The sequence below is a fragment of the Rhodopseudomonas sp. genome, from assembly GCF_013377015.1.
GTDB lineage: Bacteria > Pseudomonadota > Alphaproteobacteria > Rhizobiales > Xanthobacteraceae > JARJEH01.
Genome location: NZ_JACABA010000001.1, coordinates 38,607 through 63,467 on the forward strand (window position 1 = coordinate 38,607; position 24,861 = coordinate 63,467).

A 24,861-nucleotide genomic window follows, 5' to 3' on the forward strand; every position below is an offset into this window, starting at 1 on the left:
CTACTCGAACCTTGTGATGCGCTCGCCGAACAGGCCGCGCGGCCGGAACAGCAGCACCAGGAGCATCAGCAGATAGATTGCGGCGGTGGAGGCCGCGGAATAGCCGATCCCGACCATCACGCCCTTGACCAGGCCGACCAGCAGCGCGGCGAACACCACGCCCCAGAACGAGCCGAGCCCGCCAATCACCACCACGACGAAGGCGGGGGTGATGATCTCCTGCCCCATCGCCGGATGGATCGAATAGATCGGCGCCAGCAGCACGCCGGCGAGACCCGCCAACCCAATGCCCAGCGCCGCGACCGCCGACATATAGGGCTGCAGCGAAATGCCGAGCGCGCCGACCATGTCGGGGTTCTGCACCCCGGCGCGCACCACGCGGCCGAACGAGGTCTTCTGCAGCAGCAGCCACAGCCCGGCGATACAGGCGGCGGCGACGCCGAGCAGCACCACGCGGTAGAATGAATAGATGAAGCTGCCGATGAAGACCTGGCCGCGCAGCGCCTGCGGTATGGAATACGACAACGGTGGGGCGCCGAAGATCATCCGCAGCCCCTGCTCCGCCACCATGGCGAGGCCAAAGGTCAGCAGCAGCGACAGGATCGGGTCGGAGCGATAAAAGCGGCGAAACAGCAGCCGTTCGATCACCACGCCGAGCAGCGCCACCACCACCGGCGCCACCACGAAGGCGCCGCCGAAGCCGAGCCAGGGCGAGACGATCAGCGTCAGATAGGCGCCGATCGCATAGAATGCGCCATGCGCCAGATTGACGATGCCGCCGAGCGAGAAGATCAGCGACAGCCCGAGCGCGATCAACAGATAGTACACGCCATCGAGAAGGCCGTTGAGGACTTGCTGCGCCAGCAGGATGGTGGACATGGGAACTTCCGTGTTGGCGCTCGGAACGATGTAACGACGTTCGTCATTCCGGGATGCGCCCTTGTTGGGGCGCAGGCCCGGAATCCGTTCTCCCGGCAGTGGTTATGGATTCCGGGTTCGCTCGCAGCTGACGCTGCTCGCGCCCCGGAATGACAAGCGTAAAGCCAATGACAATCCGCTCAGCTCGGGAAGGTGCAGCTGTTCTCCTCCTTGGTGGCGGCGATCACTTCCAGCGGTTCTTCGGGGCCCGGGACTGCGGGGCTCGAGGTGAAGATGTCCCACTGGTTCTTGATCTTGTCGGCGGGCAATGCGGTCACCGCATACATCTCGTGCATCAGCTGATGGTCGGAGGCGCGGAAGTAGCCCTGCCGCGTTTTCAACAGGTCGAACTTGGCGCCCTTTTCGAAGTGCTCGATGATCTTCGGCGACTCCGCGGATTTCAGCTCATTGACGCTGGCGGCGACGATCTTGGTGGCGATGTAATCGCCCCAGGCCTGGTTCTCAGGCGGCTTGTTGTACTTCTTGGTGAAGGCGGCGACGAACGCCTTGCTGCCGGGGGTGTCGATCTGGTGATGCCAGACCACCGGCCAGGTGCCGACGAAATTGCCCTTGCCGGCCGCCCAGGCCAATGCGGTGTCGAAGCCGAAGCCGCCGACCGGAAAGGTCAGGCCGAATTCGGCGTATTGCTTGAGGAAGTTGGTGATCTGGTTGCCGGCGAGATTGATCACCACCAGATCGGGCTTGGCTTCGCGGATCTTCAGCAGATAGGCCGAGAAGTCGGTGGCGTCGGTCGGCACCAGGTCGTCGCCGGCGAACTGGCCGCCATTGGCTTCCATGAAGCGCTTCGAGACTTTCAGCAGGTCGTGGCCGAAGGCGTAGTCCGCCGTGAGCGAGTACCACTTCTTGCCCTTGACCAAGCCGTCGCGCAGGAACGAGCGGCCGACCGTCTTCACATACATCGAGTTCTGGCTCTCGACGTGGAACATGTAGCGCTGGCAATCCTTGCCGCGCAGCGCGTCGGAATTGCCGCCGGTGTTGATGAACAGCGTCTTGTTGCGCGAGGCGACCTGCGCGATGGTCAGGCACGACGCCGAGGAAATCTCGCCGATGATGCAGGCGACCTTGTCGCGCTCGATCATCCGCTCGGCCTTGGTCGAGGCAGTCTGCGGATTGACCGAGTCCTCCTTCAGCACCTCGACCTTGCGGCCCATCATGCCGCCCGCGGCGTTGATTTCCTCGACCGCAAGGTCGATCGCCATCACGGCGTATTCGCCGAGCGGCCCGAGAAAGCCGGTGCGCGGCGTCAAATGGCCGATGCGGATGACGTCGGCGGTCTGCGCCCGCAGGATCGCCGGCGCGGACAGCCCCGACACCAGCGCGAGGCCGCCGGCGGTCTTCAACAGCGCACGGCGCGTAACATGGTTGTCTTGCGACATCGGCGTTTTTCTCCCTGCTCCGCCGCATTCGCGGCTGTTTTGCTCTCCGGCCTGCCCCGCGCTGTTACCGCGCGTGTCGCTTGCCGTGATCTGTGATCACAGTTAGGCTCGCAAAAGTTTCGAGCTTTGTCGAGTCCCTTTGTCCGCTTGCCGTCATCCCGCTGGAGCCTGCGCGTGAATCTGCATGCCGCGCCGAACCTGATCGAACCGCTGGATCGCCAGACGCTGGGCGAACGCGCCTATGCGCGGCTGGCCGACCTGCTGATGTCAGGGCGCCTCGCGCCCGGGGAAAAACTGTCGCTGCGCGCGGCGGCGGATCTGCTCGGCGTCTCGATGATGCCGGTGCGCGAGGCGGTGTCGCGGCTGGTCGCCGACCATGCGCTGGAGGTGACGCCGAACCGCGCGGTGCGGGTACCGGTGATGACGGCAGCGCAGTTTCGCGACCTGACAAGGGTGCGGATCGCGATCGAGGGCCACGCGGCGGCCGAGGCCGCGGCGCATCGCGGCAAGCGCGACATCGCGGCGATCGCGGCGTCGGAAACGGCGATGCGCGCCGAGAGCAGGCTGAAGGCGCCGGATCTGCCGCGCGCGGTCGAACTCAACAAGACCTTTCACTTCGCGGTCTATGAGGCGGCCGGATCGCCGATCCTGGTGGAGATCATCCGCGCGCTGTGGCTGAAGGCCGGCCCGGTGCTCAATCTCGATCTGCGCGCCAACCCCGACCGCTTGGCGCATGGCGGCGCGGTGAAATTTCACGCCGACGCGCGCAAGGCGATCGAGGCCGGCAACGCCGCCGCGGCCGCGGCCGCGATTGCCGGCGACATCACGACCGCCTCGGACTTCATCCTGTCGCGCGGCGGTCTCGCCGACTGAGTTTTGTTCAACACTGGAGTGACCATGGATCTCGGCATCAACGGACTGCGCGTGCTGGTGACGGCGGGCGCCAACGGCATCGGACTGGCGATCGCCCGCGCCTTCGTCGGCGAAGGCGCCAAGGTTCATATCTGCGACATCGACGACGAAGCTCTTGGCGCTTTGTCCAAGAGCGATCCCGCCTTGACGCAGACCCACTGCGACGTCGCGAACCGGTCTTCGGTGGCGACGCTGTTCGAGAAGGCGACCGCAATGCTCGGCGGGCTCGACGTGCTGGTGAACAATGCCGGCATCGCCGGCCCCACCGCGAAGGTCGAGGAGATGCATCCGGAAGACTGGGACCGCACGCTGGCGATCTGCCTCACCGGGCAGTTCAACTGCGCGCGGCTGGCGGTGCCGTTGCTGCGCCAGAGCAAGAACGCCTCGATCGTCAATCTGTCGTCGGCGGCGGGTCGGCTCGGCTTCGCGCTGCGCACGCCCTATGCGGCGGCGAAATGGGGTGTCATCGGTTTCACCAAGTCGCTGGCGATCGAACTCGGCCCCGACAACATCCGCGTCAACGCCATCCTGCCCGGCCTCGTCGCCGGCGACCGCCAGCGTCGGGTGCTGGAGGCCAAGGCGCAGCAGCGCGGGATCTCCTTCGCCGAGATGGAGAGGACTGCGTTCTCCTACACCTCGATCAAGGACTACGTGACGCCGCAGCAGCTCGCCGACCAGATCGTCTTCATGTGCAGCTCGCGTGGCCGGACGATCTCGGGGCAGGCGATCTCGATCTGCGGCGACACCCAGATGCTGGGGTGAGTGTCCCACCGCGAAAAGAAGAGCCGTCATTCCGGGGCGCGAGCCCTTGGGCGAGCGAACCCGGAATCTCGCGACACGGCATGGGCTCAAGATTCCGGGTTCGCTCGCAGCTGTCGCTGCGCGCGCCCCGGAATGACGGGTCTCACCGCATCAGTTTCAGCGCATCGCTGAAGAACGTCTCGCCGCCGAAATTGCCGGATTTCAACGCCAGCAGCATCTCGTGCCTGGCGCTGACCGCGCGCAACACCGGGACGCCGGCGGCGATCTCTGGCCCGACCAGAAAGCCTGGAATGCCGAGGCGATCGACCACCGCGCCCGAGGTCTCGCCGCCCGCCGCTACCAGCCGGCGCACGCCGGCCGCGACGAGGCCTTCGGCGAGATCGGCCATCGCCTGCTCGATGGCGTAGCCGGCGGCGTGGCGACCGAACTTCGCCTGCACCGCCGCGACCTGATCCGGCGTCGCACTTGAGGCGATTAGCACCGGCCCGTCGCCCAGTCGGCCAATGGCCCAGTCCAGCGCTCGCGCGACTTCGGCGGGGCCGGCCATGATCTGCTCGGGATCCAGTTGCAGCACCGGCATCGTCGCCTCCGCCTTCGCGATCTGCGCCAGCGTCGCCTGCGAGCAACTGCCTGCCAAACACGCCGCCGGACCACCGACGGCGGCCTCCGAGATCGATGCCGCTTGCGACGTGATACGCCCCGAGTGGACCAGCGCGCGCGCAAGCCCGAGCCCGAGCCCGCTGGCGCCGACCGACACGCGATGCCGCAGCGCTGCCGCGCCAATGGTTTCCAGATCGCGTTCGAACACCGCGTCGGCAATCGCCGCGGCAAAACCCTTCGCGGCAAGACCCGCCAGATGCGTACGCAGCGCCTCCGGTCCCTGCGCGATCATCGCGAGATCGGCGAGGCCGACCTTGCCCCTGCTCTGCCGCGCCAGCACCCGAACCAGATTTGAATCGCGCATCGGGTTGAGCGGATGATCCTTCAACGGACTTTCATTCAGCGGCACGGCGCCGACGAACAGATTGCCCATATAGACGGTGCGACCGGTCTCCGGGAACGCCGGCGTCACCAGCACGATCGGCTCGCCGGCATCTGCGCGCAACACGTCCAGCACCGGGCCGATATTGCCCGCATCGGTGGAATCGAAAGTCGAGCAGATCTTGAACAGCACATGCGAGGCGCCGCGGCTGCGCAGCCATTTTTCGGCGGCGCGCGATTTCTCCACCGCGAGCGGCGCCGCGATCGAGCGGCTCTTCAGCGACACCACCACGGCGTCGACCTCGGGCAGCTGAAGATCATCCGGCGGCACACCGATGGTCTGCACCGTTCGCAAACCCTGGCGCGTCAGCGTATTGGCGAGGTCGGATGCGCCGGTGTAGTCGTCGGCGATGCAGCCCAGCGCTAGCGTCACGACAGCGCTCCGGCATAAGCCGCGAACCAGCCGAGCCCGTCGACGGTGCGACCGCGCGGGCGATATTCGCAGCCGACGAAACCGTCATAGCCGAGCCGGTCCAGCTCCTCGAACAGAAACGGATAGTTCAGTTCCTCGCCGTCGGGCTCGTTGCGCGACGGCACGCTGGCGATCTGGACATGGCCGATGATCGGCATCATCTCGCGCAGCCGCATCGCAACGTCGCCGTGCAGGATCTGGCAGTGATAGATGTCGAATTGCAGTTTGAGATTGGGAATTTTCAGCTCGCGGATCAGGTCGCGCGCGAAGGTGAAATCGTTGAGGAAATAGCCGGGCACGTCGCGGGGATTGATCGGCTCGATCACCAATTCGATGCCGTGCGGCGCGAAAAATTCCGCCGCATGGGTCACCGATTTGGTGAAGGCATGCACGGCGTCGGGATCGCGACGGTCGGCGATCCCGGCCATCAGATGCAGCCGCTTGACGCCGGTGGTCTGCGCGTAGGGCAGCGCGGTGACGAGGCTCTGCTGCAACTCGGCGAATTTGTGCGGCCGCGCCGCGAAACCCTTTTCTCCGGCTCCCCAATCGCCCGGCGGCAGGTTGAACAGCGCCTGGACCAGTTGATTGCGCCGCAGCCGTTCGCCGACCGCCTCGGGCGAATGATCGTAGGGAAAAAGGAATTCCACCGCGGTGAAGCCAGCGTCCGCCGCGGCGTCGAAGCGATCGAGGAACGGATGCTCGGTGAACATCATGCTGAGATTGGCGGCGAAGCGCGGCATCGATCATTGTCCCCAAATACGCAAATGCTGCGATTGCAGCATTGGCCTCTCGTTCGTCATTGCGAGGAGCGAAGCGACGAAGCAATCCAGGAGACGCCGGGCACGGAGCTCCTGGACTGCTTCGCTTTCGGGCGACGCGACGCGCCGCCCTCGGCTCGCAATGACAATCTACTCACTCACCCCTCCCCCGGCAGCGTGGTGCCGGTGACGCGCGCATACATCCGTGCCACCGAGATATCGTCGTCGCGGCCCATCCCGGACGCCGAGGTCATCAGGAACATCTGCAGCGCAGCCGCCGACACCGGTACCGGGAATTTGGCGCTGCGCGCCATGTCCTGGATGATGCCGAGGTCCTTGACGAAAATGTCCACCGCGCTACGCGGCGTGTAGTCGCCATCGAGTACATGCGGCACGCGATTCTCGAACATCCAGGAATTGCCGGCCGAGGCGGTGATCACCTCATAGACCTTGCGGATGTCGAGGCCTTGCTTAGCTGCGAACGCAATCGCCTCGGACGCCGCGGCGATGTGCACGCCGGCCAGTAATTGATTGATCATCTTGAAGGCAGCGCCCTGCCCGGCGGCGTCGCCGAGTTCATAGAGCTTGGCCGCCATCGCATCCAGCGCCGGCCGCGCGACCGCGAATGCCGCCTTGCTACCGGAGGCTAGGATAGTGAGTTCGCCTTGCGCGGCACGCTGCGCGCCGCCGCTGATCGGCGCGTCGAGATAATGCCGGCCGGTGGCCTCGAGCTGTTTGGCCAGCCGCCGCGCCACGTCGGGGTCCATCGTCGCCGAGGACACAAACACTGCGCCCTGCGCTAGGGTTTCGGCGACGCCGTCCGGACCGAACAGAATGGTTTCGGTCTGCGCGGCATTGACCACCACGCTGACGACGATCTGCGCGTCACGCGCGGCCACGGCCGGCGTCGCGGCGCCGCGTCCGCCCTCGGCGACGAAGCGGGCGACGCTGGCGGCAGCCATGTCGCAGCCGGTGACGTCGAAGCCGGCGCGGCGCAGCGAGGTCGCCATGCCGAACCCCATCGAGCCGAGTCCGATCACGGCAACGCGCGGCTTCGCAGATTCGGGCATGGGGCGTTTCCTGTTTCGTGGTTGCCACCTCGATAACACGGCTTGGCCGCGCTGCCAAAGCATGGGAGAAAACCACAAGGGGAAGCGCGATGACCGAATCCAGACTGCGCGAGGAGATCTGCCGGTTCGGCCGCTCGCTGTTCGAGCGCGGGCTGACGCCGGGCTCATCGGGCAATATCAGCGTGCGCTGCGACGACGGCGGCTGGCTGGTGACGCCGACCAACGCCTCGCTGGGCGCGCTCGATCCGGCGAAACTGTCGCGGCTGGCCGCCGACGGCGGCCTCCTCTCCGGCGATCCGCCGACCAAGGAAGTGCCGCTGCACAGCGCGATCTATCAGACCCGCGGCGGCGCCCGCGCCGTGGTGCATCTGCACTCCACCCACGCGGTGGCGCTGTCGATGCTGCCGGAGATCGATCCGCGTGCGGCCCTGCCGCCGCTGACGCCCTATTACCTGATGAAATGCGGCACCACCGCGTTGCTGCCGTATTTCCGGCCCGGCGATCCTGCCGTCGCCGACGCCATCCGCGGCCTTGCCGGCAAATATTCATCGGTGCTGCTGGCCAATCACGGCCCGGTGGTCGCCGGCGACACGCTGGAAGCCGCGGTATTCGCGATCGAGGAACTGGAGGAAACCGCCAAGCTCTATCTGCTGCTGCGCGGGCTCAACCCGCGTTACCTTTCGCCGGCGCAGGTGGCTGATTTGAGCAAGACATTCGGGCTGGAATTGCCGGAGCATCGGCACGAGGATTGAGAATTCGTCATTGCGAGCCAACGAACCGGCGCATAGCGCCGGTTCGTTGAGCGAGGCAATCCAGTGGCGACAAGAGAAAACTGGATTGCTTCGTCGCAAGAGCTCTTCGCAATGACGTGGAGAGGCCGGCATGAAGCAACCATGGGTCTACATCGTCGCCAGCAAGCGAAACGGGACGCTCTATGCCGGTGTCACGTCGAATCTGCCGAAACGCGCCTTCGAACACCGCGAGGGGCTGGTATCGGGATTCTCGAAGAAATACGGCTGCAAGATGCTGGTGTGGTACGAGGCGCATGACGACATGGTGGAGCCATTGCCCGAGAAAAGCAGATCAAGGCCGGCAGCCGCGCCAAGAAATTGGCGCTGATTGAAAGTCTCAATCCCGACTGGAACGATCTGTACGATACCCTGATTTGATTACAGCCCATGCAACGTCATCGCGAGCCGAGGGCGGCGCGAAGCGCCGTCCGACAGCGAAGCAATCCAGGGGCAGCAAGCATGGACTGGATTGCTTCGTCGCAAGAGCTCCTCGCAATGACGAACTCTGGCGTATCGAACGCAGCTACAGCCCCAGATAGGCCTTGCGGACGTCGGGGTTGCCCTTGATGTCGGAGGCCTTGCCCTGCATCAGCACGCGGCCGGTCTGCAGGATGTAGGCGCGGTCGGCGATGTCGAGGCATTCGGCCATTCGCTGCTCGACGATCAGCACGGTCATGCCGGCGTCGCGGATCGTCAGCACCGCCTGGAAGATTTCGTCGACCAGCTTCGGCATTATGCCCTGCGACGGCTCGTCCAGCATCAACAGCCGCGGCCTTGTCATCAGCGCGCGGCCGATCGCCAGCATCTGCTGCTCGCCGCCCGACAGCGTTTCGGCGCGCTGCTCGAGCCGTTCTTGTAGCCGCGGAAACAGCCGGAACACCAGCTCGAGCGGATGATCGCGATCGGCCTCGCCGCGATACATGTAGCTGCCAAGCCGCAGATTGTCCTCGACCGACAGCCGCGGAAACAACCGGCGGTTTTCCGGCACATAGGCGATGCCGCGCGCGGTGATCAGATGCTGCGCCATGCCGTCGATGCGCTGGCCGTCGAAGGTGACGGTGCCGGAGCGCGGCCGCTCGGCGCCGGCTATGGTCTTCACCAGCGTCGACTTGCCGGCGCCGTTGGCGCCCGCGACCAGCACAATCTCGCCCTTGGCGATCTCGATGGTGACCGACGAAATGGCGACCAGCCCCTGATAGGCGGTGGTGACCTCATGCACCGACAGCATGACGATCTCCCAGATAGGCACTGATGACTTTCGCATCGCGGACGATGTCGGCGGGCTTGCCCTCGACCAGCACCTTGCCGAGATCGAGCACGATGGCGCGATCGACCAGCGGCATGACGATTTCCATCACATGTTCGACCATCAGCACAGTGACGCCGGTGGCGCGCACCCGGCGCACCAGTTCGACGCCGGTCTGCGCCTCGATCGGCGTCAACCCGGTGAGGCATTCGTCGAGCAGCAGCAACTTCGGTTCAGTGGCGAGCGCGCGGGCGACTTCGAGGCGGCGCTTCTCGGACGGAATGAGTTGGCTGGCGAGCACGTCGGCGCGGGCGTCCAAGCCGCAGAATTCCAGCACCTGATGCGCCTTGCGGCGGGCGTCGCGCATCACCGTGGTGCGAATCAGCCCACCGACGATGACATTGTCGATCACCGTCATGGTCTCGAAACTCTTCACCACCTGGAAGGTGCGGGCGATGCCGCGCTGACAGCGGTCCGCCGCCGGCAATCGCGTCACATCTTCGCCATTGAACCAGATCGAGCCCTGGGTCGGCGGCAGCACGCCGGCGATCAGGTTGAACAGCGTCGACTTGCCGGCACCGTTCGGCCCGATCAGGCCGACGATCTCCCCTCGCTCGACCGAAATCGAGATATCGCTGTTGGCGATCAGGCCGCCAAAACGCTGCCAGACGCCGCGGGTTTCCAAGAGCGGCGCGGTCATCGCGACACCTCCTTGCGCTTGCGCGAGAACAGGCCGATCAGGCCTTCCGGCCGCGCCAGCGAGATCAGCACGATCACCGTGCCGTAGAGAATGAGATCGACGCCGCGACCGGAGCCGCCGATGAAGGAGCGGGTCAGTTCGGTCAGCGGAATCAGGATCACCGCGCCGAGCACCGGCCCCCACAGCGTGCCGATGCCGCCCAGCACGGCCGGCAGCGCCATCAGCAGCGAGAACTGGAAGCTCATCACGCTTTCCGGATCGATGTAGGAGACGAATTGCGCATAGAACGCGCCGCCGATCGCGGTCAGGAACGCCGACACCGCCGCGGCACCCATCTTGGAATTGAACACCACCACCCCGAGGCTTTCGGCGGCGTCCGGATTGTCCTTCACCGCGCGCCACCAATAGCCCCATTTGGAATCTTCCAGCCACCAGGTGATCAGCCAGGCGACGCAGCAGAACACCAGGGCGAAATAGAAGAACGGCAGCTTGGAGCGGGTGAACTGGAATCTCAGCCAGCTGTCGCCGCGCACCGGAATGTCGATGCCGAGCGCAGCACCGGCCCAATCCCAATTGTGGAACAGCAACAGGCCGATCTCGGCGATGACGATGGTGGCGATGACGAAATAATGCCCGCGCAGCCGGAACGTCGGATAGCCCAGCGCCATCGCGATCAGCGCCGAGATGGTGCCGCCGCCGAGCATGCCGAACCATGGCAGCACGCCGAACTTGGTGAACAGCAGCGTCGTGGTGTAGGCGCCGAGCCCGAAATACAGCGCATGGCCGAGCGAGATCTGGCCGCAATAGCCGCCGAGGATGTTCCAGGCCTGTGACAGCGCCGCATACATCAGGGTCAGCACCATGATGTTCTGGACGTAGACATCCTTGATCACGAACGGCGCGCAGGCCGCCAATGCGGCGAGCACGAAGGCCACGATCAGGTCACGACGGCGGCGCTGGGCAAAGCTCTCCATCAGATCGATCCGAACAGGCCACGCGGCCGGATGAAAACAACGAGCAGATAGACGGCGTAGATGCCGACCGATTTCAGCGACGGCGGCAACAGTAGCGCGGTCGAGGCCTCGACCAGGCCGACGATGATGCCGCCGGCGAAGGCGCCGAACACGCTGCCGAAGCCGCCGAGCGCCACCGTCACATAGGCGATCAGCGCGAACGAGGCGCCGACATCTGGATAGATATAGAAGAACATCGCCATGATCGCGCCGGCGAGGCCAACCAACGCGCCGCCCAGTCCCCAGCCGAGCGCGAACACCTTGTTCTTGTCGATCCCGACCAGCGCTACCGCGCCGGCGTCCTCGCGGGTCGCTTCCAGCGCGCGGCCGAAATCGGTCTTCTTGATGAAGAAATACAAGGCGCCGAACGCGGCGATCGACACCAGCGCGCCAACCAGTTGCGGCACCGGCAGGAATACGCCGCCGAGCGAGATGGTTTTGCCGCCGAGCCAGGATTGGGTGATGCTGCGATAGTCCGGGGTGAAGAAGTATTGCGCCAGCCCGCGCATCAGGATTGCGAGGCCGAAGGTGGTGAAGATCTGCACCATGCCGATATTGGTCTTGGCCCGCATCGCAAACCGCACCACCACCAGATAGATCACGGCGCCGAACACGAACATCGCCGCCGCCACCAGGGGCGCCGCCAGCAACGGGTCGATCGCGAAGAACGCGAACAGGAAGAAGCTGATATACATCGCCAGCATCAGGAACTCGCCATGGGCGAAGTTGGTGACGTCCATCAGCCCGAAGATCAGCGCCAGTCCGACCGCGATCAGGCCGTACAGCAGCCCCATCAGTAGGCCGCTGGCGAGAGACTGGATGATGGTGGCGGTGGTCAAAGCGCGTGCTCCGGGGTGAATTCAGCAGACGGGCGTCATTGCGAGGAGCTGTTGCGACGAAGCAATCCAGTCTGTGCTTGGTTCACTGGATTGCTTCGCTTCGCTCGCAATGACTTGGAGAACGCGCGTTCGATATCCGCGCGCGCAGTCGTCACTTTACGGCATCGGCCAGATCGCCTCGGCGACCGCGGCCTGCGGCGGGGCGATGGTGACGAACTTGCCGCCATTGTATTGCAGCAGCACCGGATCGGCGAAGTTGTTCTGGCCCATCTCGTCAAACTTGACGCGCGCCCACGGCATGATGGTCTGCTCGCCCGGCATGTCGGTGGCGACCAGCGCTTCGCGGATCTTGTCGCCGTCGGTGGATTTGGCACGGTTGATGGCGTCGGCCATCACGATCAGGCCCATGAATTGCCGCGACGAGTAATCGTTGAAATCCTTGCCCGACTTCGCCTTGTACATGTCGTTGATCTTGCCGACCATCGGCCGCTTGGCGGCGAGATCGAGCGAGAACGAACCGCGCGAGATCACGCCCGGAATCTTGTCGCCGACCGCGTCATACAGCGCCTTTTCCGAAAAGCCGGCGTCCTGGGCGACGATGTTCTTGGCCTTGTAGCCGAGCTCGCCCATGGTCTTGATCAGCAGAATTCCGTCGGTGGTGTAGCTCGACGGCATCAGCACGTCGGCGTCGGCGGCCTTGAGCTGCTGCACCTCGGCAGTGAGCGACGGCGAATTGGCGCGGTACTTGATATCGGCGACCACCTTGTAGCCGCGGTCGGCGGCGAGCTTGAGCTGTGCATTGGACGAATCCGTGCCGAAGATGGTGTCCTCGTGGAACAGCGCCAGAGTCTCGATCTTCTGGCCCTTCTTTTTCTGCGCGTCGAAGAAGTCGAACATCGCGGTGGAGAACATTTCGTCATGGGGTGCCGCGCGGAAGTAGAACTTCAGGCCGCGGCGATGCAGGCTCGGCGAGGAATTGTCGGCGGAGATGAACGGGATCGAGTAGCGCTCGCAGATCTGACTGACGGTGACGGCGACCGAACTCTGGTAGGTGCCGACGATGGCGCAAACCTTCTCCTGCGTGATCAGGCGCTCGGCCTCGGCGCGGCCCTTCTGCGGGTCGGCCTGATGGTCAGCAAACACCAGCCGAACCTTGGCGCCGCCAAGGCCGGGCAAGCCCTCGCCCCTCGCCAGCGGCAGATCGAAATCGTGTTTCTCGTTGATCAGTTCGGCGGCGGTCGCGAACGCCTTTTGCGCATCGACGCCGATCTGCGCGCTGGCGCCGGACAGCGGATAGATCACGCCGATCACAACTTCGCTGGTTTGCGCGCGGGCGGCGAGCGGCAACAGCGCGGCAACGGCTGCACCTCCGAGAACGACGTTTCGGCGATTGATGGTCATGGTGTGATCCTTCTGCTGCGGAACTATCGATGAGATAGTTCCGGTCGGAGTGAAAGCCTCAAAGAACGGCAAGGTGCTTGTTCTTGAGGTCGGTGACAAGCATCAATCCGGGCGCGTGGGTGATCGCGAACGGTACGCGCGCCGCGGCGATGACCGCTTGCGGCGTGACTCCACAGGCCCAGAACACGGGAAGTTCGTCGGCGTTGATCGTTACAGCATCGCCGTAATCCGGTTTCGCCAGATCGGCGATGCCGATCGATTGCGGCAGGCCGAGATGCACTGGCGCGCCATGCACCGCGGGAAACCGCGAGGTGATCTGCACCGCGCGGATCGCGTCCTTCGGTTTGAATGGCCGCATCGACACCACCATCGGCCCGGCAAACGGCCCGGCCGGCGCACAGGCGATGTTGGTGCGGTACATCGGCACGCGCACCTTTTGCTCGATGTGGCGGATCGGCAGATCGTCCGCCATCAGCGCTTCTTCGAACGAGAACGAGCAGCCGATCACGAACGCGACCAGATCGTCGCGCCAGTGCGCCATTATGTCGGTGGGCTCCTCGATCAGTTCGCCGTCGCGCCAAACCCGGTAGCGCGGCAGGTCGGTGCGGATGTCGAGGTCGATGCCGAGCAAGGGAATCTTCGGGTCACCGACGTCCGACATGCCGATGATCGGGCACGGCTTCGGATTGAGCTGGCAGAACCGGTGAAACGCCGAGGCGAGCTTTTCCGGCAAGATAGCCAGGTTGCCCTGGACGAAGCCGGGCGCGACTCCAGCGGTGTTTTCGGCATCGCCGGCGCGGCAGGCCAGCCGGGCCTGATACGACGGAAGCGCCGTCTCAACGCCCCTGAACTGCTGCTCTGCCGCAAAAACAGTCATCAGATTTCCCTGCCTAGTATCTCGACAGCAATGGAGCGCAGGCTTACTATAATGTCTAATCTTCGTTTTTGATCATAATCGATAAATTGTATTTATCGATTGGCGGAGGCCCCAAATGGTGGACTTCAAGGCGATCGAGACTTTCCTCTGGGTGGTGACGCTCGGCAGTTTCCGCGGCGCCGCGCACAAACTCAACACCACGCAGCCGGCGATTTCGCAGCGGATCGCGCAGCTCGAGACCGAGCTCGGCGTCCGGCTGCTGCAGCGCGACCATCGGATGGCGTCGCCGACGCCGAGCGGCCGGCAGATGATGGTCTACGCCGAAAAGCTGATCGGGCTGCGCAGCGAGATGCTGGCGGTGGTCGGCGATCGCTCGGCGGTGCGCGGCGTGCTGCGGCTCGGCGTCGCCGAGACCATCGTGCACACTTGGCTGCCGCGGCTGATCGAAAGCGTCAATCGCGCCTACCCGAACCTGTCGCTGGAAATCGAGGTCGACATCACGCCGAATTTGCGCGCCCGGCTGCTGGCGCAGGAGATCGAGCTCGCGTTCCTGCTCGGTCCGCTGACCGCGTCCACCGTGCGCAACCGCGAGCTGTGCGACTATCCAATCGGATTTCTCGCGAGCCCCAAGCTCGGGCTCGGGCACGGCAGGCTGACCGTCAATGAGCTCGCGAAATTCCCGATCATCACCTTCCCGCGCAAGACCCAGCCCTACGAGATCGTGCGCTCGCTGTTCAATCGGCCGGAGCTGCCGCCGATCCGGCTGCACGCCTCGGCCTCGCTCGGCACCGTGATTCACATGGCGATCGAGGGGCTCGGCATCGCGGTGATCCCGACCGCGATCGTCGAGGCCCAACTCGCCGATGGCCGACTGCAATTGCTGACGACCGATCTGCGGATCCCGCCGCTGACATTTACGGCGAGCTGGCTGGCCTCGCCAGATACGGTCGCGGTCGAGCGCGTCGCCGAACTCGCCGGTGAAATCGCGCATGCCGGCGGATTCACCAGCGCCACCGAGCCCAGCCCCAAGATCGATCGTGAACCTCCGCGCGCGCGGGCGCCGCGCGGCAAGCCGGTGCCGATCAGTTGACGCGCCGGCTCCGGCGGCTCATTGACTAAGGCCTCCTCCCCGACGCGCGGCAACAGGATTTCGGACACACGCATGAGCAAACTTGCTTCCAACCTGCAGATCGATTCCGCCCGGCTTTGGAGCACCATCCATGACACCGCGAAGTTCGGCGCCACGCCGAAGGGCGGCGTGCGGCGGCTGACACTCGGGCCTGAGGACAAGCTGGTCCGCGACTGGTTCCGCGCCGCCTGCGAAGCCGCTGGCTGCGAGGTCCAGATCGACGCGCTGGGCAACATGTTCGCGCTGCGCCGTGGCCGCGACATGTCGAAGCCTCCGGTCGGGCTCGGTTCGCATCTCGACACCCAGCCGACCGGCGGCAAGTTCGACGGCGTTCTGGGCACGCTGGCCGCGCTGGAAGTGCTGCGCACGCTGAACGACGCCAGTATCGAAACCGAGTTGCCGCTGTGCGTGGCAAACTGGACCAACGAGGAAGGCTCGCGCTTCGCGCCGGCGATGATGGGCTCGGCGGCCTATGTCGGCGACTTCACGGTCGAGGACATTCTTTCGCGCAAGGACGCAGCCGGGATCAGCGTCGCGGAAGCGCTGGACTCGATCGGTTATCGCGGCGACAGCGCCGTGGGCACGCAGAAATTCACCAGCTTCATCGAGCTGCACATCGAGCAGGGCCCAATCCTGGAGGCCGAAAGCAAGGCCATCGGGGTGGTCGATTCCGGCCAGGGTGTGCTGTGGTACGACGGCAAGATCACCGGCTTCGAAAGCCATGCCGGCTCGACGCCAATGCAGCTGCGCCGCGATGCGCTGGCGACGCTTTCGGAGATCGTGCTGGCGGTGGAACGGATCGCAATCGAGCTCGGCCCCAACGCCGTTGGCACCGTCGGCGAAGCGGTGATCGCCGCACCGTCACGCAACGTCATTCCCGGCGAGATCGCCTTCACAATCGACACCCGCAGCGCGGATGCGGCGATCATGGATGCGCTCGACCAGCGCATCCGCGCCGCCGCGGCCGAGATCGCGACGCGCCGCAAGGTCGAGGTCGCGCTCGACCTTTTGTGGCGCAAGCCGCCGACCCGTTTCGACCCAAAGCTGGTCGATGCGGTGGAAATCGCCGCCAAGGAACTCGGCTACAGCAACCGCCGCATCACCTCGGGCGCCGGCCACGACGCCTGCAACCTGAATACAAAGATGCCGGTGGCGATGATCTTCGTGCCGTGCAAGGACGGCGTCAGCCACAACGAGCTGGAGGACGCCACCCAGCCCGATTGCAGCGCCGGCGCCAACGTGCTGCTGCACACCGTGCTGGCGCTGGCCGGCGTGGCAAAATAGGAAACGCCGATGCATGCCGTCTTCGTCGATGCCAATGAAGCGCTGGCGGTGATCGTCGAGCGGCAGGCAACGCCCGGCGATCCGCCGATCGTGATTCATCGCGATCCCGACGTCGCGCCCGAGCAATTGCCCGCGGTGCTGGCCGACGCGGCGATCGCGATCGTCGACCACACCTATTTGCCGACAGAGATCGCCCGGCAATGCGCCGGGCTGAAGCACGTGGTGTTTCTCGGCACCGGCGCGCGCAGCTACATGAACCCGGAGGAGCTCGCCGAACTCGGCATCGAGGTCCATCTGATCCGCGGCTATGGTGACACCGCGGTCGCCGAAGCAACCATTGCGCTGATGTGGGCGGCGGCGCGCAACCTTGCGGTGATGGACCGCGAGATGCGTGCCGGCAACTGGATCCGCGAGGACGGCATGCAGTTGACCGGCAAGACGCTGGGGCTGATCGGGTTCGGCGGCATCGCTGCCGAGGTGGCGCGGATCACGCTCGGCAGCGGCATGAAGGTGCTAGCGTGGAACCGGACGCCCAAGGAATTCGACGGCGTCGCCTTTGTCGATCTCGATACGCTGCTGACGCGGAGCGACGTCGTCTCGCTGCATCTACTGCTTAACGACGACACAAGAGGGTTTCTGTCGCGCGACCGGATCGCCGCAATGAAAACCGGCGCGGTGCTGATCAACACCGCGCGCGGCGCGCTGGTCGACGAAGCCGCAATGATCGCGGCGCTGCGATCGGGCCAACTGCGCCACGCCGGGCTCGACGTATTCGACATCGAGCCGCTGCCGGCGGATCACGTTCTGATCACGCTCCCCAATGTGACGCTGTCGGCGCATTCGGCATTCCGCACCCCGGAGGCCAGCGAGAACCTGATCGCGGCGGCGCTGGTGCATTGCCGCAGGATCGCGGCGGCCGGATAGCAATAGCCGCATGCCCGATCGAGCGGCGGTAGCGTTTCACCTTTCTCTCGCCGGCGACTTCCCCGGATTGCCCGGGGGTACAAATCCTGGTGTGGGTGATCCGAATCAAAGTCGCATTGGTTTTGGCATGCGAGACTTCGCTCAGGTTACGACTCGTTGAGACATTCTTCTGAAAGGCTGGACTGGTCGCTCTTGAGCAGCGGCACTGAATTGCTGGAAGTCGACAGAAACCACCGTGCTCAGATCCGATTTTTTGGCGGGATAGCGGAAGGGGTTTTGTGATGAAGAATTGGTTGGCGGTTTTCATCGTTGCCTTGGCGGTCATCGTTGGCTTCGCGGCCGGACCGTTCGGGACGGTATCCTTGCTCCTGACATTTCTAAACCGCGCGATATCTTTTCGCCGCCCGCGAAACCGGATTCGAGCGAGCCTGGGCCCAGCTCGGCATCGCCCTGTCGCCGCCGTTGTGGCAGCGCAGCAATTGGCAGTGGCTCGATTCCATCCTCAACGATGAAGATAACTTCTGGAAGGCCTGCAGCGTCGCCACCGGATTGACGGCCTTGTCGCTGATGCTGTCGCCGACCGGCGTGGGCATCGTCGCCGTAGTGATTGCAACCTGTTACGTGGCCGAGATTGCGCGGCTCCGGGCAGGCGCCGACCGCGGCGCACGGAGCTTGCCGACGGTCCCGATGTCTCCGGTGGTGCGAGTGATCGCCGCGACTCCGGCAGCGCCGCCCAAACCGGCGACGACATCAGCAACCGCTCAGGTCGCGTCGCCGGCCCCCGTGTTGGCACGAGCCGACAGCACGCCTGCACCGACCGCGTCAGCCGGCACGGCGGCCACCGCAACTCCGAAGCTGTCCACCGTCCCTGTTCCTGAACCGCAACCACCGGCCCCGATTGCAAAAGCCGCGGTGAAGGCGCCCGCGCCACCAGCGGCCAGCCCGGCAGCAACTGCGCGACCGGACTCTCTGCCTGAGACTCCGGCGAGCGGTGTGAGCCCACCGCGGCAACCGGCACAACAACGTCCGCTGCGCCAGCAACGACAACGGCAGCAAGCGCAGCAGAAGCCGCAACGCAACCGCCCGCTGCGGCAGCAACTCAAGCGACTCCCGGAACAGAAGCGGCCGCAAACACAGCAGCAGCAACTCCCCAGCCGTCGCCCGGACCAGCCAGGCAAGAAGCGGCCATTGCGCAAGCCATCGCAGCGGCGACCTCCGCTGCGAGCCGGACGGCCAGCGCGGCAACAGCCGCGTCTCGTCACCCACCGACCGGGCAAAAAGTTGCGCCAGCGCAAGACCGACCGATGAACCGATAGAGGCTGGAAGCCGTCGCGATGGCGCCGATCGAGCCGGCTCCTACTCGATCATCTCCGCAACCGCCTTGCCGCAGGCCGAGGTGTCGGCCTGGCCGCCGAGGTCGCGGGTGCGTAGCGTGCGTTCGCCGAGGGTACGTTCGATCGCGGTGACGATCGACGCCGCGGCCTGCTTCTCGCCGAGATGCTCCAGCATCATCGCGCCGGACCAGATCATCCCGATCGGATTGGCGATGCCCTGGCCTGCGATATCCGGCGCCGAGCCGTGTACCGGCTCGAACACCGAGGGAAAATCGCCCGCCGGATTGATGTTGCCGGACGGCGCGATGCCGATGGTGCCGGTGCAGGCCGGGCCGAGATCGGACAGAATGTCGCCGAACAGGTTGGAGCCGACCACGACGTCGAACCAGTCCGGATGCAGTACGAAATTCGCGGTCAGAATGTCGATGTGGTACTTGTCCCACTTCACCTCGGGATAGGACTTCGCCATCGCCTCGACCCGCTCGTCCCAATACGGCATGGTGATCGAGATGCCGTTCGACTTGGTCGCCGAGGTCAGGTGCCGCTTCGGCCGCGACTGCGCCAGGTCAAAGGCGAATTTCAGAATCCGGTCGACGCCGGTGCGGGTCATCACGGTTTCCTGGACCACGAATTCACGATCGGTGTCCGGGAACATCCGACCGCCGATGCTGGAATACTCGCCCTCGGTGTTTTCCCGCACCACCCAGAAATCAATGTCACCGGGCTTGCGGCCGGCCAGCGGCGACGGCACCCCGGGCATCAGCCGTACCGGGCGCAGATTGACGTATTGATCGAACTCGCGGCGAAACTTGATCAGCGACCCCCACAACGAAATGTGATCGGGGATCTTCGCCGGCCAGCCGACCGCACCGAAGAAGATCGCGTCGTGCGATCCAATCTGCGCCTTCCAGTCGTCCGGCATCATCTGGCCGTGCTTTTCGAAGTAATCGTAGCAGGCGAAATCGAAATGATCGAACTGCACCGCAATCCGATACTTCTTTGCCGCCGCCTCGATCGCGCGAAGCCCCTCGGGCATCACTTCCTTGCCGATACCGTCGCCTGGAATCACCGCTATCCGGTATGTCTTTGTCGTGCTGCTCACAGCGGGTTCCTCTCAGGCTCGATCGATGCGCAAAATTTCAGCATCAGCATGTGGACCAAAGCGTGCCGCGGATCAACGCTGCACTGCACATCGGAATTGCGCGCGAGCGTGAAGCGGTTTTGCTTGCCCGCTGTGACAAACCGACGCTAGAGTGGGCTCAGGGCAACTCACGACCCACGGCCTTCAGGCCAAAATAATGAACAATAAAGAGAGGAAAACCACAGCATGATAGCAGCATTCCCTCATTCCCGTTCATGGTCATTGCGCGCTTTGGTGGCCGCGACCGCCCTCGGATTCGGTGCCAGTTCGGCGCTGGCGGCTGACCCGATCAAGATCGGCGTGATCGCGGAAGCGCAGGCGATTGCGGGTGCATCGATCCCGCAGGCCGCGCAGATGGCGGCGGAAGAAATCAACGCCAAGGGCGGCGTCGACGGCCGGATGATCGAGATCGTCACCTACGACAACCATTCGTCGTCGGCGGATTCGGTCCGCGCGTTCCAGCGCGCGGTCAATGAGGACAAGGTCCACGCTGTGATCTCCAGCTATATCAGCGAGGTCGTGCTGGCGCTGATGCCGTGGGCGTCGCGGCTGAAGACGCCGTTCATCACCCCGGGCGCCGCGTCCAATGAAATCACCAAGGCGATCCACGCCGATTACGAGAAGAACAAATACACCTTCCACGGCTATCTGACCTCCGGCGCGCTGGCGCGATCGGTTTGCGACGCCGCCAAGGACCTCTTGGTCGACGCCAAAAAGATGAAGACCGCGGTGATCATGAGCGAAGACGCGGCCTGGACCAAGCCGCTCGACGTCGGCTACGAGGAATGCCTGCCGCAGATCGGGCTCAAGGTGCTCGACCACATCCGGTTCTCGCCCGACACCACCGATTTTACCCCGATCTTCAACAAGATCGAAGGTGCGAAGCCGGACGTGATCATCACCGGCATTTCGCATGTCGGCGTGCAACCGACGGTGCAGTGGAAGAACCAACAGGTGCCGATCCCGATGCTGGGAATTTCCTCGCAGGCCACCAACTCGACCTTCGGCAAGGACACCAACAACGCCTCCGACGGCGTGCTCTATCAGGGCGTTTCCGGTCCGGGCGTTGCGGTGACGCCGAAGTCGGTCCCGTTCGCCGACGGCTTCAAAGCCAAATTTGGCAACTTCCCCTCCTATGCCGGCTACACCTCCTATGACGAGGTGTACTTCATCGCCGACGCCATCAAGCGCGCCGGCTCAACCGATGCGGACAAGCTGGTCGAGGCGCTGGAGAAGACTGATTGGGAAGGCACCATCGGCCGCATCCAGTTCTACGGCAAGGATGACCCGTTCACCCACGGCCTGAAATACGGCAAGGGCCTGATCACCGGGCTGATGCTGCAATGGCAAGACGGCGTTCAGACCAGCGTCTGGCCACCGGAAATCGCCAAGGCCAAGATCAAGTTCCCGGCCTTCATCAAGGTGACCGCGAACTGAGTTCGCAACCACCATCGCCTTCGTCATTGCGAGGAGCGTAGCGACGAAGCAATCCAGTCCGTGCTCGCGATCTGGATTGCTTCGCTTCGCTCGCAATGACAGCGGAAGCGTTCCTTTTCCTCAGTCACAGCGAAAGCTGCGGTTCCCTGTATGCTTGCCCTGCAAATCCTGATCGACGGCTTCGCCATCAGCGCCCTGTACGCACTCGGCGCCACCGGCTTCACCCTGATATTCGGCGTTTCCGGCGTACTCAACCTGTCGCATGGCGCCATCATGGTGTTGGCGGCGGTGGCGGCCTGGGCCGCCTCCAGCATTCTCCACGTCAACAATTACATCGGCGCCACCATCGGGGTTGCGACCGCGCTGGTGGCGTCATTGATCACCTATTTCGCGGTGGTGCAGCCGATCCAGCGCTCGCGGCGAATTCCCAATGAGGAAAAGGAAATCTTCGTCCTCACCGGCACGCTGCTGTGGGGCATCATGATCCAGGAGTTGATTGCCTACTTCTTCACCAACAACGCCAAGACCGTGCTGCCGATCGTCGAGGGCGTGGTCGAAATCCTCGGCGTCCGCACCCCGCAGAACGAAATCTTCACCGCGCTGGTGTGCTGCCTGGTGATCGCCCTGCTCTGGCTGCTGGTCAACCGCACCCGAATGGGCAAGGCGGTGCTGGCAGCTTCGATGAATCCGCGTGGTGTCACCCTGCTCGGGCTCGAGCTCACCAATATCTATGTCGTGGTCTGGGCGATCTACGGCATTCTCGCCGGCATCGCCGGGGTGCTGCTCGGAATGTTTCTTGGCGTCTCCTCCTACAGCGTCGGCCCGCTGACCGCGAGCGCGTTCTCGATCGTGGTGCTGGGCGGGCTCGGCAGCGTGTCCGGCTCGCTGATCGCCGCTTTCGTGGTCGGCTATCTCGAGACGCTGACCGCCTATCTGGTGTCGCCGGCCTATCGCACCATTCCGGCGCTGCTGCTGCTGGTGGCGGTGATGTATATCCGGCCGCAAGGCCTGCTGGGGAGGCGCTGAACATGTCGCTCTTCAAAACGCGGCTGTTCTGGATCGCGCTCGGGATCGTGGTGATCGCCTCGACGCTGCCGCTCTACGTCTCCGGCTACATCCTCGGTCTGCTGACGGTCGCCTATTATTTCGGCGTGTTCGCGATGTCGTGGGACCTGTTGTTCGGCTTCGCCGGCGAGGTCAATTTCGGACCGACCTTCCTGATCGGGGTCGGCGCCTACACCGCCGGGATCATCAATCACGAATATGGGCTGTCGGTATATCTGTGCATCTTCATCGGCGCGATGGCCTCGGTAATCGCCGGCTTCGTGCTGGCACTGCCGGCACTGCGGGTGCGCGGCCCCTATTTCGGGCTGACCACGCTGGTCGCCGTGCTGATGCTGCAGAATTTCATCGTGGTGTTCGCCGACTTGACCGGTGGCGAAATCGGCCTGACCATCCCCGATGTGATCACCATCAACGCCAGCGCCAACTACTGGATCGCGCTCGGCTTCATGTCGATCAGCGCCGCGGTGCTGTACGGGCTGTCGCAGTCGCCGCTCGGCCTCGTATTGCAGGCCTCGGGTCAGGACCCGGTGCAGGCCGGCGCGCTCGGCTTCAACATCGTCAAGCACAAGCTGTTCGCCTTCATCGTCAGTGCGTTCTTCTCCGGATTGGCCGGGGCGATGCTGGTGTTCTACTTCGGCACCGCCTCGGTCGGCACCGTGGTCGACGTCGCGGTCGGCGTGCAGGTGATCGTCGCGGCGGTGCTGGGCGGGCGGCGCACCGTGCTCGGCGCGGCGCTCGGCGCGATCTTCCTGATCGTCGCCGGCGAATTCCTGCGGCCGACCGGCGAACTGGCGACCTTCATTGTCTCGGCGGTCGCGCTGCTCGTCGTATTGTTCTTCCCCGGCGGTTTCCTCGGAGCGGCCATGTCGCGCGAGGCCCGCAGCTGATGGACGCCACCTCAAACTTTGCACCGGTGCTCGAGGTCCGCGGCCTCACCAAGCGGTTCGGCGGCCTCACCGCGGTGAAGAATCTCAGCCTCGAGCTGCGCGCCGGCGAAATCTTCGGGCTGATCGGCCCGAACGGCTCCGGCAAATCCACCGCGATGAAATCGATCATGGGAATCGAACGTCCGACCACGGGCGACGTGGTGTTCCAGGGTGAAAATATCGCCGGCCTGCCGGCGCACAAGATCGCCCGCAAGGGCTTCGGCATGGTATTCCAGCATTCCCGACCGTTGAACCGGCAGACCGTGCTGGAGAACATCATGGTCGCGCTGTTGCCGGACAGCCTGTTGATGCTGTTCGCCGACAAGGCACTGACCGAGCGCGCCGAGTGGATCGCCGAACGCGTCGGGCTCGCCGCGGTGATGCACCGCAAGCCCCCGACGCTGCCATTCGCCGACCTGCGTCGTATGGAGCTGGCGAAGGCGATTGCCCGCGATCCCAAGGTGGTGCTGGTCGACGAGCCTTTCGCCGGGCTGACGCTAGCGGAGGTCGGGATCTTCTCCGAACTGATCAGCAGTTTTCGCGACGAGGGCCGCGCGGTGCTGCTGGTCGACCACAACGTCAAGAGCGTTGCCGCCTTGGTCGATCGGGTGCTGGCGATGTATCTCGGCGAGGAGATCTGCACCGGGCGCGCGGACGAGGTGATGCGCAACGAGACCGTCCGGCGGGTCTATCTCGGCGGCGCGATCGAAACCTCGGCGCGGCCGGAAACCAGCTTCGCCGACAAGGTGCCGCTGCTGCAGGTCGAGAATGTCAGCGTCTTTTACGGCAAGGCGCAGGCGCTGGACAACGTCTCGATCCATGTCCATCAGGGCGAATTCGTTTCGGTGGTCGGCCTCAACGGCGCCGGCAAGACCACGCTGTTCAATGCCATCTCCGGCTTCCTGCCCTATACCGGCGAGATCGTGCGCGGCGGCGAGAGCTTGCGCGGCGTCAGCCCGGCGAAGATCGCGCGCCACGGCCTGGTGCAATGTCCGGAGTCGCGCGAACTGTTCGGCGAGATGAGCGTGAGGGAAAATCTCGATCTCGGCGGCCATCACCTCAGCGACGAAGCTCGCCCCAAGCAGATCGAATGGCTGTTCGAACTGTTTCCGATCCTGCGCGAACGCCAGGGCCAGATGGCGCAGACCCTGAGCGGCGGCGAACAGCAGATGCTCGCGATCGGCCGCGCGTTGATGATGCAGCCGAAGATCCTGATTCTCGACGAGCCGACGCTCGGGCTGGCGCCGGTGATCCTCGAGCAATTGTCAAAGGCGCTGGAGAAGCTGCGGCAGACCTCCGACATCACCGTGCTGCTCGGCGAGCAGAACGTCACCTTCGCGCTGCCGCATGCCGACCGGGTCTATGTGCTGGAGCACGCGCGGATCGTCTGGGAAGGCGACCCCGGCCGGTTTGCGGCAGAGGCCGGCGAAGGATATTTGTGAAATCCGGAAATGGCTCCTGAGGTCGTCATTGCGAGCCAAGTA

General features: G+C 64.5%; 23 protein-coding genes and 1 pseudogene. 12 read left to right on the forward strand and 12 right to left on the reverse strand.

What is annotated here, in order from left to right:
* Both HXX15_RS00140 and HXX15_RS00145 read right to left on the reverse strand, forming a co-directional pair.
* On the reverse strand, positions 1-879 hold the full coding sequence (locus HXX15_RS00140; protein ID WP_296511399.1) for a branched-chain amino acid ABC transporter permease: 879 nt from the start codon (positions 877-879) through the stop codon (positions 1-3).
* Between the two features lie 179 nt (positions 880-1,058).
* Positions 1,059-2,315 (reverse strand): ABC transporter substrate-binding protein, encoded by a 1,257-nt coding sequence (locus HXX15_RS00145; RefSeq protein ID WP_296511401.1) that lies wholly within the window; start codon positions 2,313-2,315, stop codon positions 1,059-1,061.
* Between the two features lie 174 nt (positions 2,316-2,489).
* Here HXX15_RS00145 and HXX15_RS00150 point away from each other — a divergent pair, with 174 nt between their 5' ends.
* Together HXX15_RS00150 and HXX15_RS00155 are read left to right on the forward strand one after the other, a co-directional pair.
* Positions 2,490-3,188 (forward strand): GntR family transcriptional regulator, encoded by a 699-nt coding sequence (locus tag HXX15_RS00150; RefSeq protein WP_296511403.1) that lies wholly within the window; start codon positions 2,490-2,492, stop codon positions 3,186-3,188.
* A 24-nt stretch (positions 3,189-3,212) separates the two neighbouring features.
* On the forward strand, positions 3,213-3,989 hold the full coding sequence (locus HXX15_RS00155; RefSeq protein WP_296511405.1) for an SDR family oxidoreductase: 777 nt from the start codon (positions 3,213-3,215) through the stop codon (positions 3,987-3,989).
* Between the two features lie 142 nt (positions 3,990-4,131).
* Here the strand turns inward: HXX15_RS00155 and otnK are convergent, their stop codons facing one another.
* The 3 genes from otnK to ltnD form a co-directional block, all read right to left on the reverse strand.
* Positions 4,132-5,403, reverse strand: coding sequence for a 3-oxo-tetronate kinase (gene otnK, locus HXX15_RS00160; RefSeq protein WP_296511406.1), 1,272 nt, complete (start codon positions 5,401-5,403; stop codon positions 4,132-4,134).
* Positions 5,400-6,182 (reverse strand): 2-oxo-tetronate isomerase, encoded by a 783-nt coding sequence (otnI, locus tag HXX15_RS00165; protein ID WP_296511408.1) that lies wholly within the window; start codon positions 6,180-6,182, stop codon positions 5,400-5,402. Before otnI ends, otnK begins: the two co-directional genes overlap by 4 nt.
* A gap of 176 nt (positions 6,183-6,358) precedes the next feature.
* Complete coding sequence (ltnD, locus tag HXX15_RS00170) at positions 6,359-7,270, reverse strand: L-threonate dehydrogenase (protein WP_296511410.1); 912 nt, start codon at positions 7,268-7,270, stop codon at positions 6,359-6,361.
* Between the two features lie 89 nt (positions 7,271-7,359).
* Between ltnD and HXX15_RS00175 the strand changes: the two genes are divergently transcribed.
* Together HXX15_RS00175 and HXX15_RS00180 are read left to right on the forward strand one after the other, a co-directional pair.
* Positions 7,360-8,022, forward strand: coding sequence for an aldolase (locus HXX15_RS00175; protein WP_296511412.1), 663 nt, complete (start codon positions 7,360-7,362; stop codon positions 8,020-8,022).
* Between the two features lie 130 nt (positions 8,023-8,152).
* A pseudogene (locus HXX15_RS00180) lies at positions 8,153-8,439 on the forward strand (GIY-YIG nuclease family protein).
* A gap of 145 nt (positions 8,440-8,584) precedes the next feature.
* Here HXX15_RS00180 and HXX15_RS00185 read toward each other — a convergent pair.
* The 6 genes from HXX15_RS00185 to HXX15_RS00210 form a co-directional block, all read right to left on the reverse strand.
* Positions 8,585-9,289, reverse strand: coding sequence for an ABC transporter ATP-binding protein (locus HXX15_RS00185; RefSeq protein WP_296511414.1), 705 nt, complete (start codon positions 9,287-9,289; stop codon positions 8,585-8,587).
* A complete protein-coding gene (locus tag HXX15_RS00190) occupies positions 9,273-10,007 on the reverse strand; it encodes an ABC transporter ATP-binding protein (protein ID WP_296511417.1) in 735 nt (244 codons plus the stop codon). Before HXX15_RS00190 ends, HXX15_RS00185 begins: the two co-directional genes overlap by 17 nt.
* Entirely contained in the window at positions 10,004-10,984 is a 981-nt protein-coding gene (locus tag HXX15_RS00195) for a branched-chain amino acid ABC transporter permease (RefSeq protein ID WP_296514730.1), read from the reverse strand. The genes HXX15_RS00190 and HXX15_RS00195 overlap by 4 nt, the downstream gene beginning before the upstream one ends.
* Complete coding sequence (locus HXX15_RS00200; RefSeq protein WP_296511420.1) at positions 10,981-11,859, reverse strand: branched-chain amino acid ABC transporter permease; 879 nt, start codon at positions 11,857-11,859, stop codon at positions 10,981-10,983. Before HXX15_RS00200 ends, HXX15_RS00195 begins: the two co-directional genes overlap by 4 nt.
* A 156-nt stretch (positions 11,860-12,015) precedes the next feature.
* Entirely contained in the window at positions 12,016-13,260 is a 1,245-nt protein-coding gene (locus tag HXX15_RS00205) for an ABC transporter substrate-binding protein (protein ID WP_296511423.1), read from the reverse strand.
* Between the two features lie 58 nt (positions 13,261-13,318).
* Positions 13,319-14,137, reverse strand: a complete 819-nt coding sequence (locus tag HXX15_RS00210) for a putative hydro-lyase (RefSeq protein ID WP_296511425.1) — start codon at positions 14,135-14,137, stop codon at positions 13,319-13,321.
* Positions 14,138-14,252: 115 nt separating this feature from the next.
* Between HXX15_RS00210 and HXX15_RS00215 the strand changes: the two genes are divergently transcribed.
* From HXX15_RS00215 to HXX15_RS00230, 4 genes are all read left to right on the forward strand, one after another.
* Complete coding sequence (locus HXX15_RS00215) at positions 14,253-15,227, forward strand: LysR family transcriptional regulator (protein WP_296511427.1); 975 nt, start codon at positions 14,253-14,255, stop codon at positions 15,225-15,227.
* Between the two features lie 72 nt (positions 15,228-15,299).
* Positions 15,300-16,550, forward strand: coding sequence for a Zn-dependent hydrolase (locus HXX15_RS00220; protein WP_296511429.1), 1,251 nt, complete (start codon positions 15,300-15,302; stop codon positions 16,548-16,550).
* A 9-nt stretch (positions 16,551-16,559) separates the two neighbouring features.
* A complete protein-coding gene (locus HXX15_RS00225) occupies positions 16,560-17,474 on the forward strand; it encodes an NAD(P)-dependent oxidoreductase (RefSeq protein WP_296511431.1) in 915 nt (304 codons plus the stop codon).
* Positions 17,475-17,936: 462 nt separating this feature from the next.
* Positions 17,937-18,782, forward strand: coding sequence for a hypothetical protein (locus HXX15_RS00230; RefSeq protein WP_296511433.1), 846 nt, complete (start codon positions 17,937-17,939; stop codon positions 18,780-18,782).
* 48 nt (positions 18,783-18,830) lie between these two features.
* On the opposite strand, the gene HXX15_RS00235 is transcribed toward HXX15_RS00230, so the two are convergent.
* Positions 18,831-19,844, reverse strand: coding sequence for a tartrate dehydrogenase (locus HXX15_RS00235; protein WP_296514732.1), 1,014 nt, complete (start codon positions 19,842-19,844; stop codon positions 18,831-18,833).
* Positions 19,845-20,135: 291 nt separating this feature from the next.
* Between HXX15_RS00235 and HXX15_RS00240 the strand changes: the two genes are divergently transcribed.
* The 4 genes from HXX15_RS00240 to HXX15_RS00255 all read left to right on the forward strand — a co-directional run bounded on the left by HXX15_RS00240 (position 20,136) and on the right by HXX15_RS00255 (position 24,819).
* Positions 20,136-21,386: an ABC transporter substrate-binding protein gene (locus HXX15_RS00240; protein ID WP_296511435.1), complete on the forward strand. Its 1,251-nt coding sequence runs from the start codon at positions 20,136-20,138 to the stop codon at positions 21,384-21,386.
* Between the two features lie 150 nt (positions 21,387-21,536).
* Positions 21,537-22,412, forward strand: a complete 876-nt coding sequence (locus HXX15_RS00245; RefSeq protein ID WP_296511437.1) for a branched-chain amino acid ABC transporter permease — start codon at positions 21,537-21,539, stop codon at positions 22,410-22,412.
* 2 nt (positions 22,413-22,414) lie between these two features.
* Entirely contained in the window at positions 22,415-23,338 is a 924-nt protein-coding gene (locus tag HXX15_RS00250; protein ID WP_296511439.1) for a branched-chain amino acid ABC transporter permease, read from the forward strand.
* The gene (locus HXX15_RS00255) at positions 23,338-24,819 is read left to right on the forward strand and encodes an ATP-binding cassette domain-containing protein (protein WP_296511441.1); all 1,482 of its coding nucleotides are present in this window, start codon (positions 23,338-23,340) and stop codon (positions 24,817-24,819) included. Before HXX15_RS00250 ends, HXX15_RS00255 begins: the two co-directional genes overlap by 1 nt.
* Positions 24,820-24,861 lie beyond the last annotated feature (42 nt).

What these genes read in the sequence shown, in the direction of transcription:
- HXX15_RS00140 (WP_296511399.1), bottom strand. Translation starts at nt 879, where the DNA reads ATGTCCACCATCCTGCTGGCGCAGCAAGTCCTCAACGGCCTTCTCGAT.
- HXX15_RS00145 (WP_296511401.1), bottom strand. Translation starts at nt 2,315, where the DNA reads ATGTCGCAAGACAACCATGTTACGCGCCGTGCGCTGTTGAAGACCGCC.
- HXX15_RS00155 (WP_296511405.1), top strand. Translation starts at nt 3,213, where the DNA reads ATGGATCTCGGCATCAACGGACTGCGCGTGCTGGTGACGGCGGGCGCC.
- otnI (WP_296511408.1), bottom strand. Translation starts at nt 6,182, where the DNA reads ATGCCGCGCTTCGCCGCCAATCTCAGCATGATGTTCACCGAGCATCCG.
- ltnD (WP_296511410.1), bottom strand. Translation starts at nt 7,270, where the DNA reads ATGCCCGAATCTGCGAAGCCGCGCGTTGCCGTGATCGGACTCGGCTCG.
- HXX15_RS00175 (WP_296511412.1), top strand. Translation starts at nt 7,360, where the DNA reads ATGACCGAATCCAGACTGCGCGAGGAGATCTGCCGGTTCGGCCGCTCG.
- HXX15_RS00185 (WP_296511414.1), bottom strand. Translation starts at nt 9,289, where the DNA reads ATGCTGTCGGTGCATGAGGTCACCACCGCCTATCAGGGGCTGGTCGCC.
- HXX15_RS00190 (WP_296511417.1), bottom strand. Translation starts at nt 10,007, where the DNA reads ATGACCGCGCCGCTCTTGGAAACCCGCGGCGTCTGGCAGCGTTTTGGC.
- HXX15_RS00205 (WP_296511423.1), bottom strand. Translation starts at nt 13,260, where the DNA reads ATGACCATCAATCGCCGAAACGTCGTTCTCGGAGGTGCAGCCGTTGCC.
- HXX15_RS00210 (WP_296511425.1), bottom strand. Translation starts at nt 14,137, where the DNA reads ATGACTGTTTTTGCGGCAGAGCAGCAGTTCAGGGGCGTTGAGACGGCG.
- HXX15_RS00215 (WP_296511427.1), top strand. Translation starts at nt 14,253, where the DNA reads ATGGTGGACTTCAAGGCGATCGAGACTTTCCTCTGGGTGGTGACGCTC.
- HXX15_RS00220 (WP_296511429.1), top strand. Translation starts at nt 15,300, where the DNA reads ATGAGCAAACTTGCTTCCAACCTGCAGATCGATTCCGCCCGGCTTTGG.
- HXX15_RS00225 (WP_296511431.1), top strand. Translation starts at nt 16,560, where the DNA reads ATGCATGCCGTCTTCGTCGATGCCAATGAAGCGCTGGCGGTGATCGTC.
- HXX15_RS00235 (WP_296514732.1), bottom strand. Translation starts at nt 19,844, where the DNA reads ATGCCCGAGGGGCTTCGCGCGATCGAGGCGGCGGCAAAGAAGTATCGG.
- HXX15_RS00240 (WP_296511435.1), top strand. Translation starts at nt 20,136, where the DNA reads ATGATAGCAGCATTCCCTCATTCCCGTTCATGGTCATTGCGCGCTTTG.
- HXX15_RS00245 (WP_296511437.1), top strand. Translation starts at nt 21,537, where the DNA reads ATGCTTGCCCTGCAAATCCTGATCGACGGCTTCGCCATCAGCGCCCTG.
- HXX15_RS00250 (WP_296511439.1), top strand. Translation starts at nt 22,415, where the DNA reads ATGTCGCTCTTCAAAACGCGGCTGTTCTGGATCGCGCTCGGGATCGTG.
- HXX15_RS00255 (WP_296511441.1), top strand. Translation starts at nt 23,338, where the DNA reads ATGGACGCCACCTCAAACTTTGCACCGGTGCTCGAGGTCCGCGGCCTC.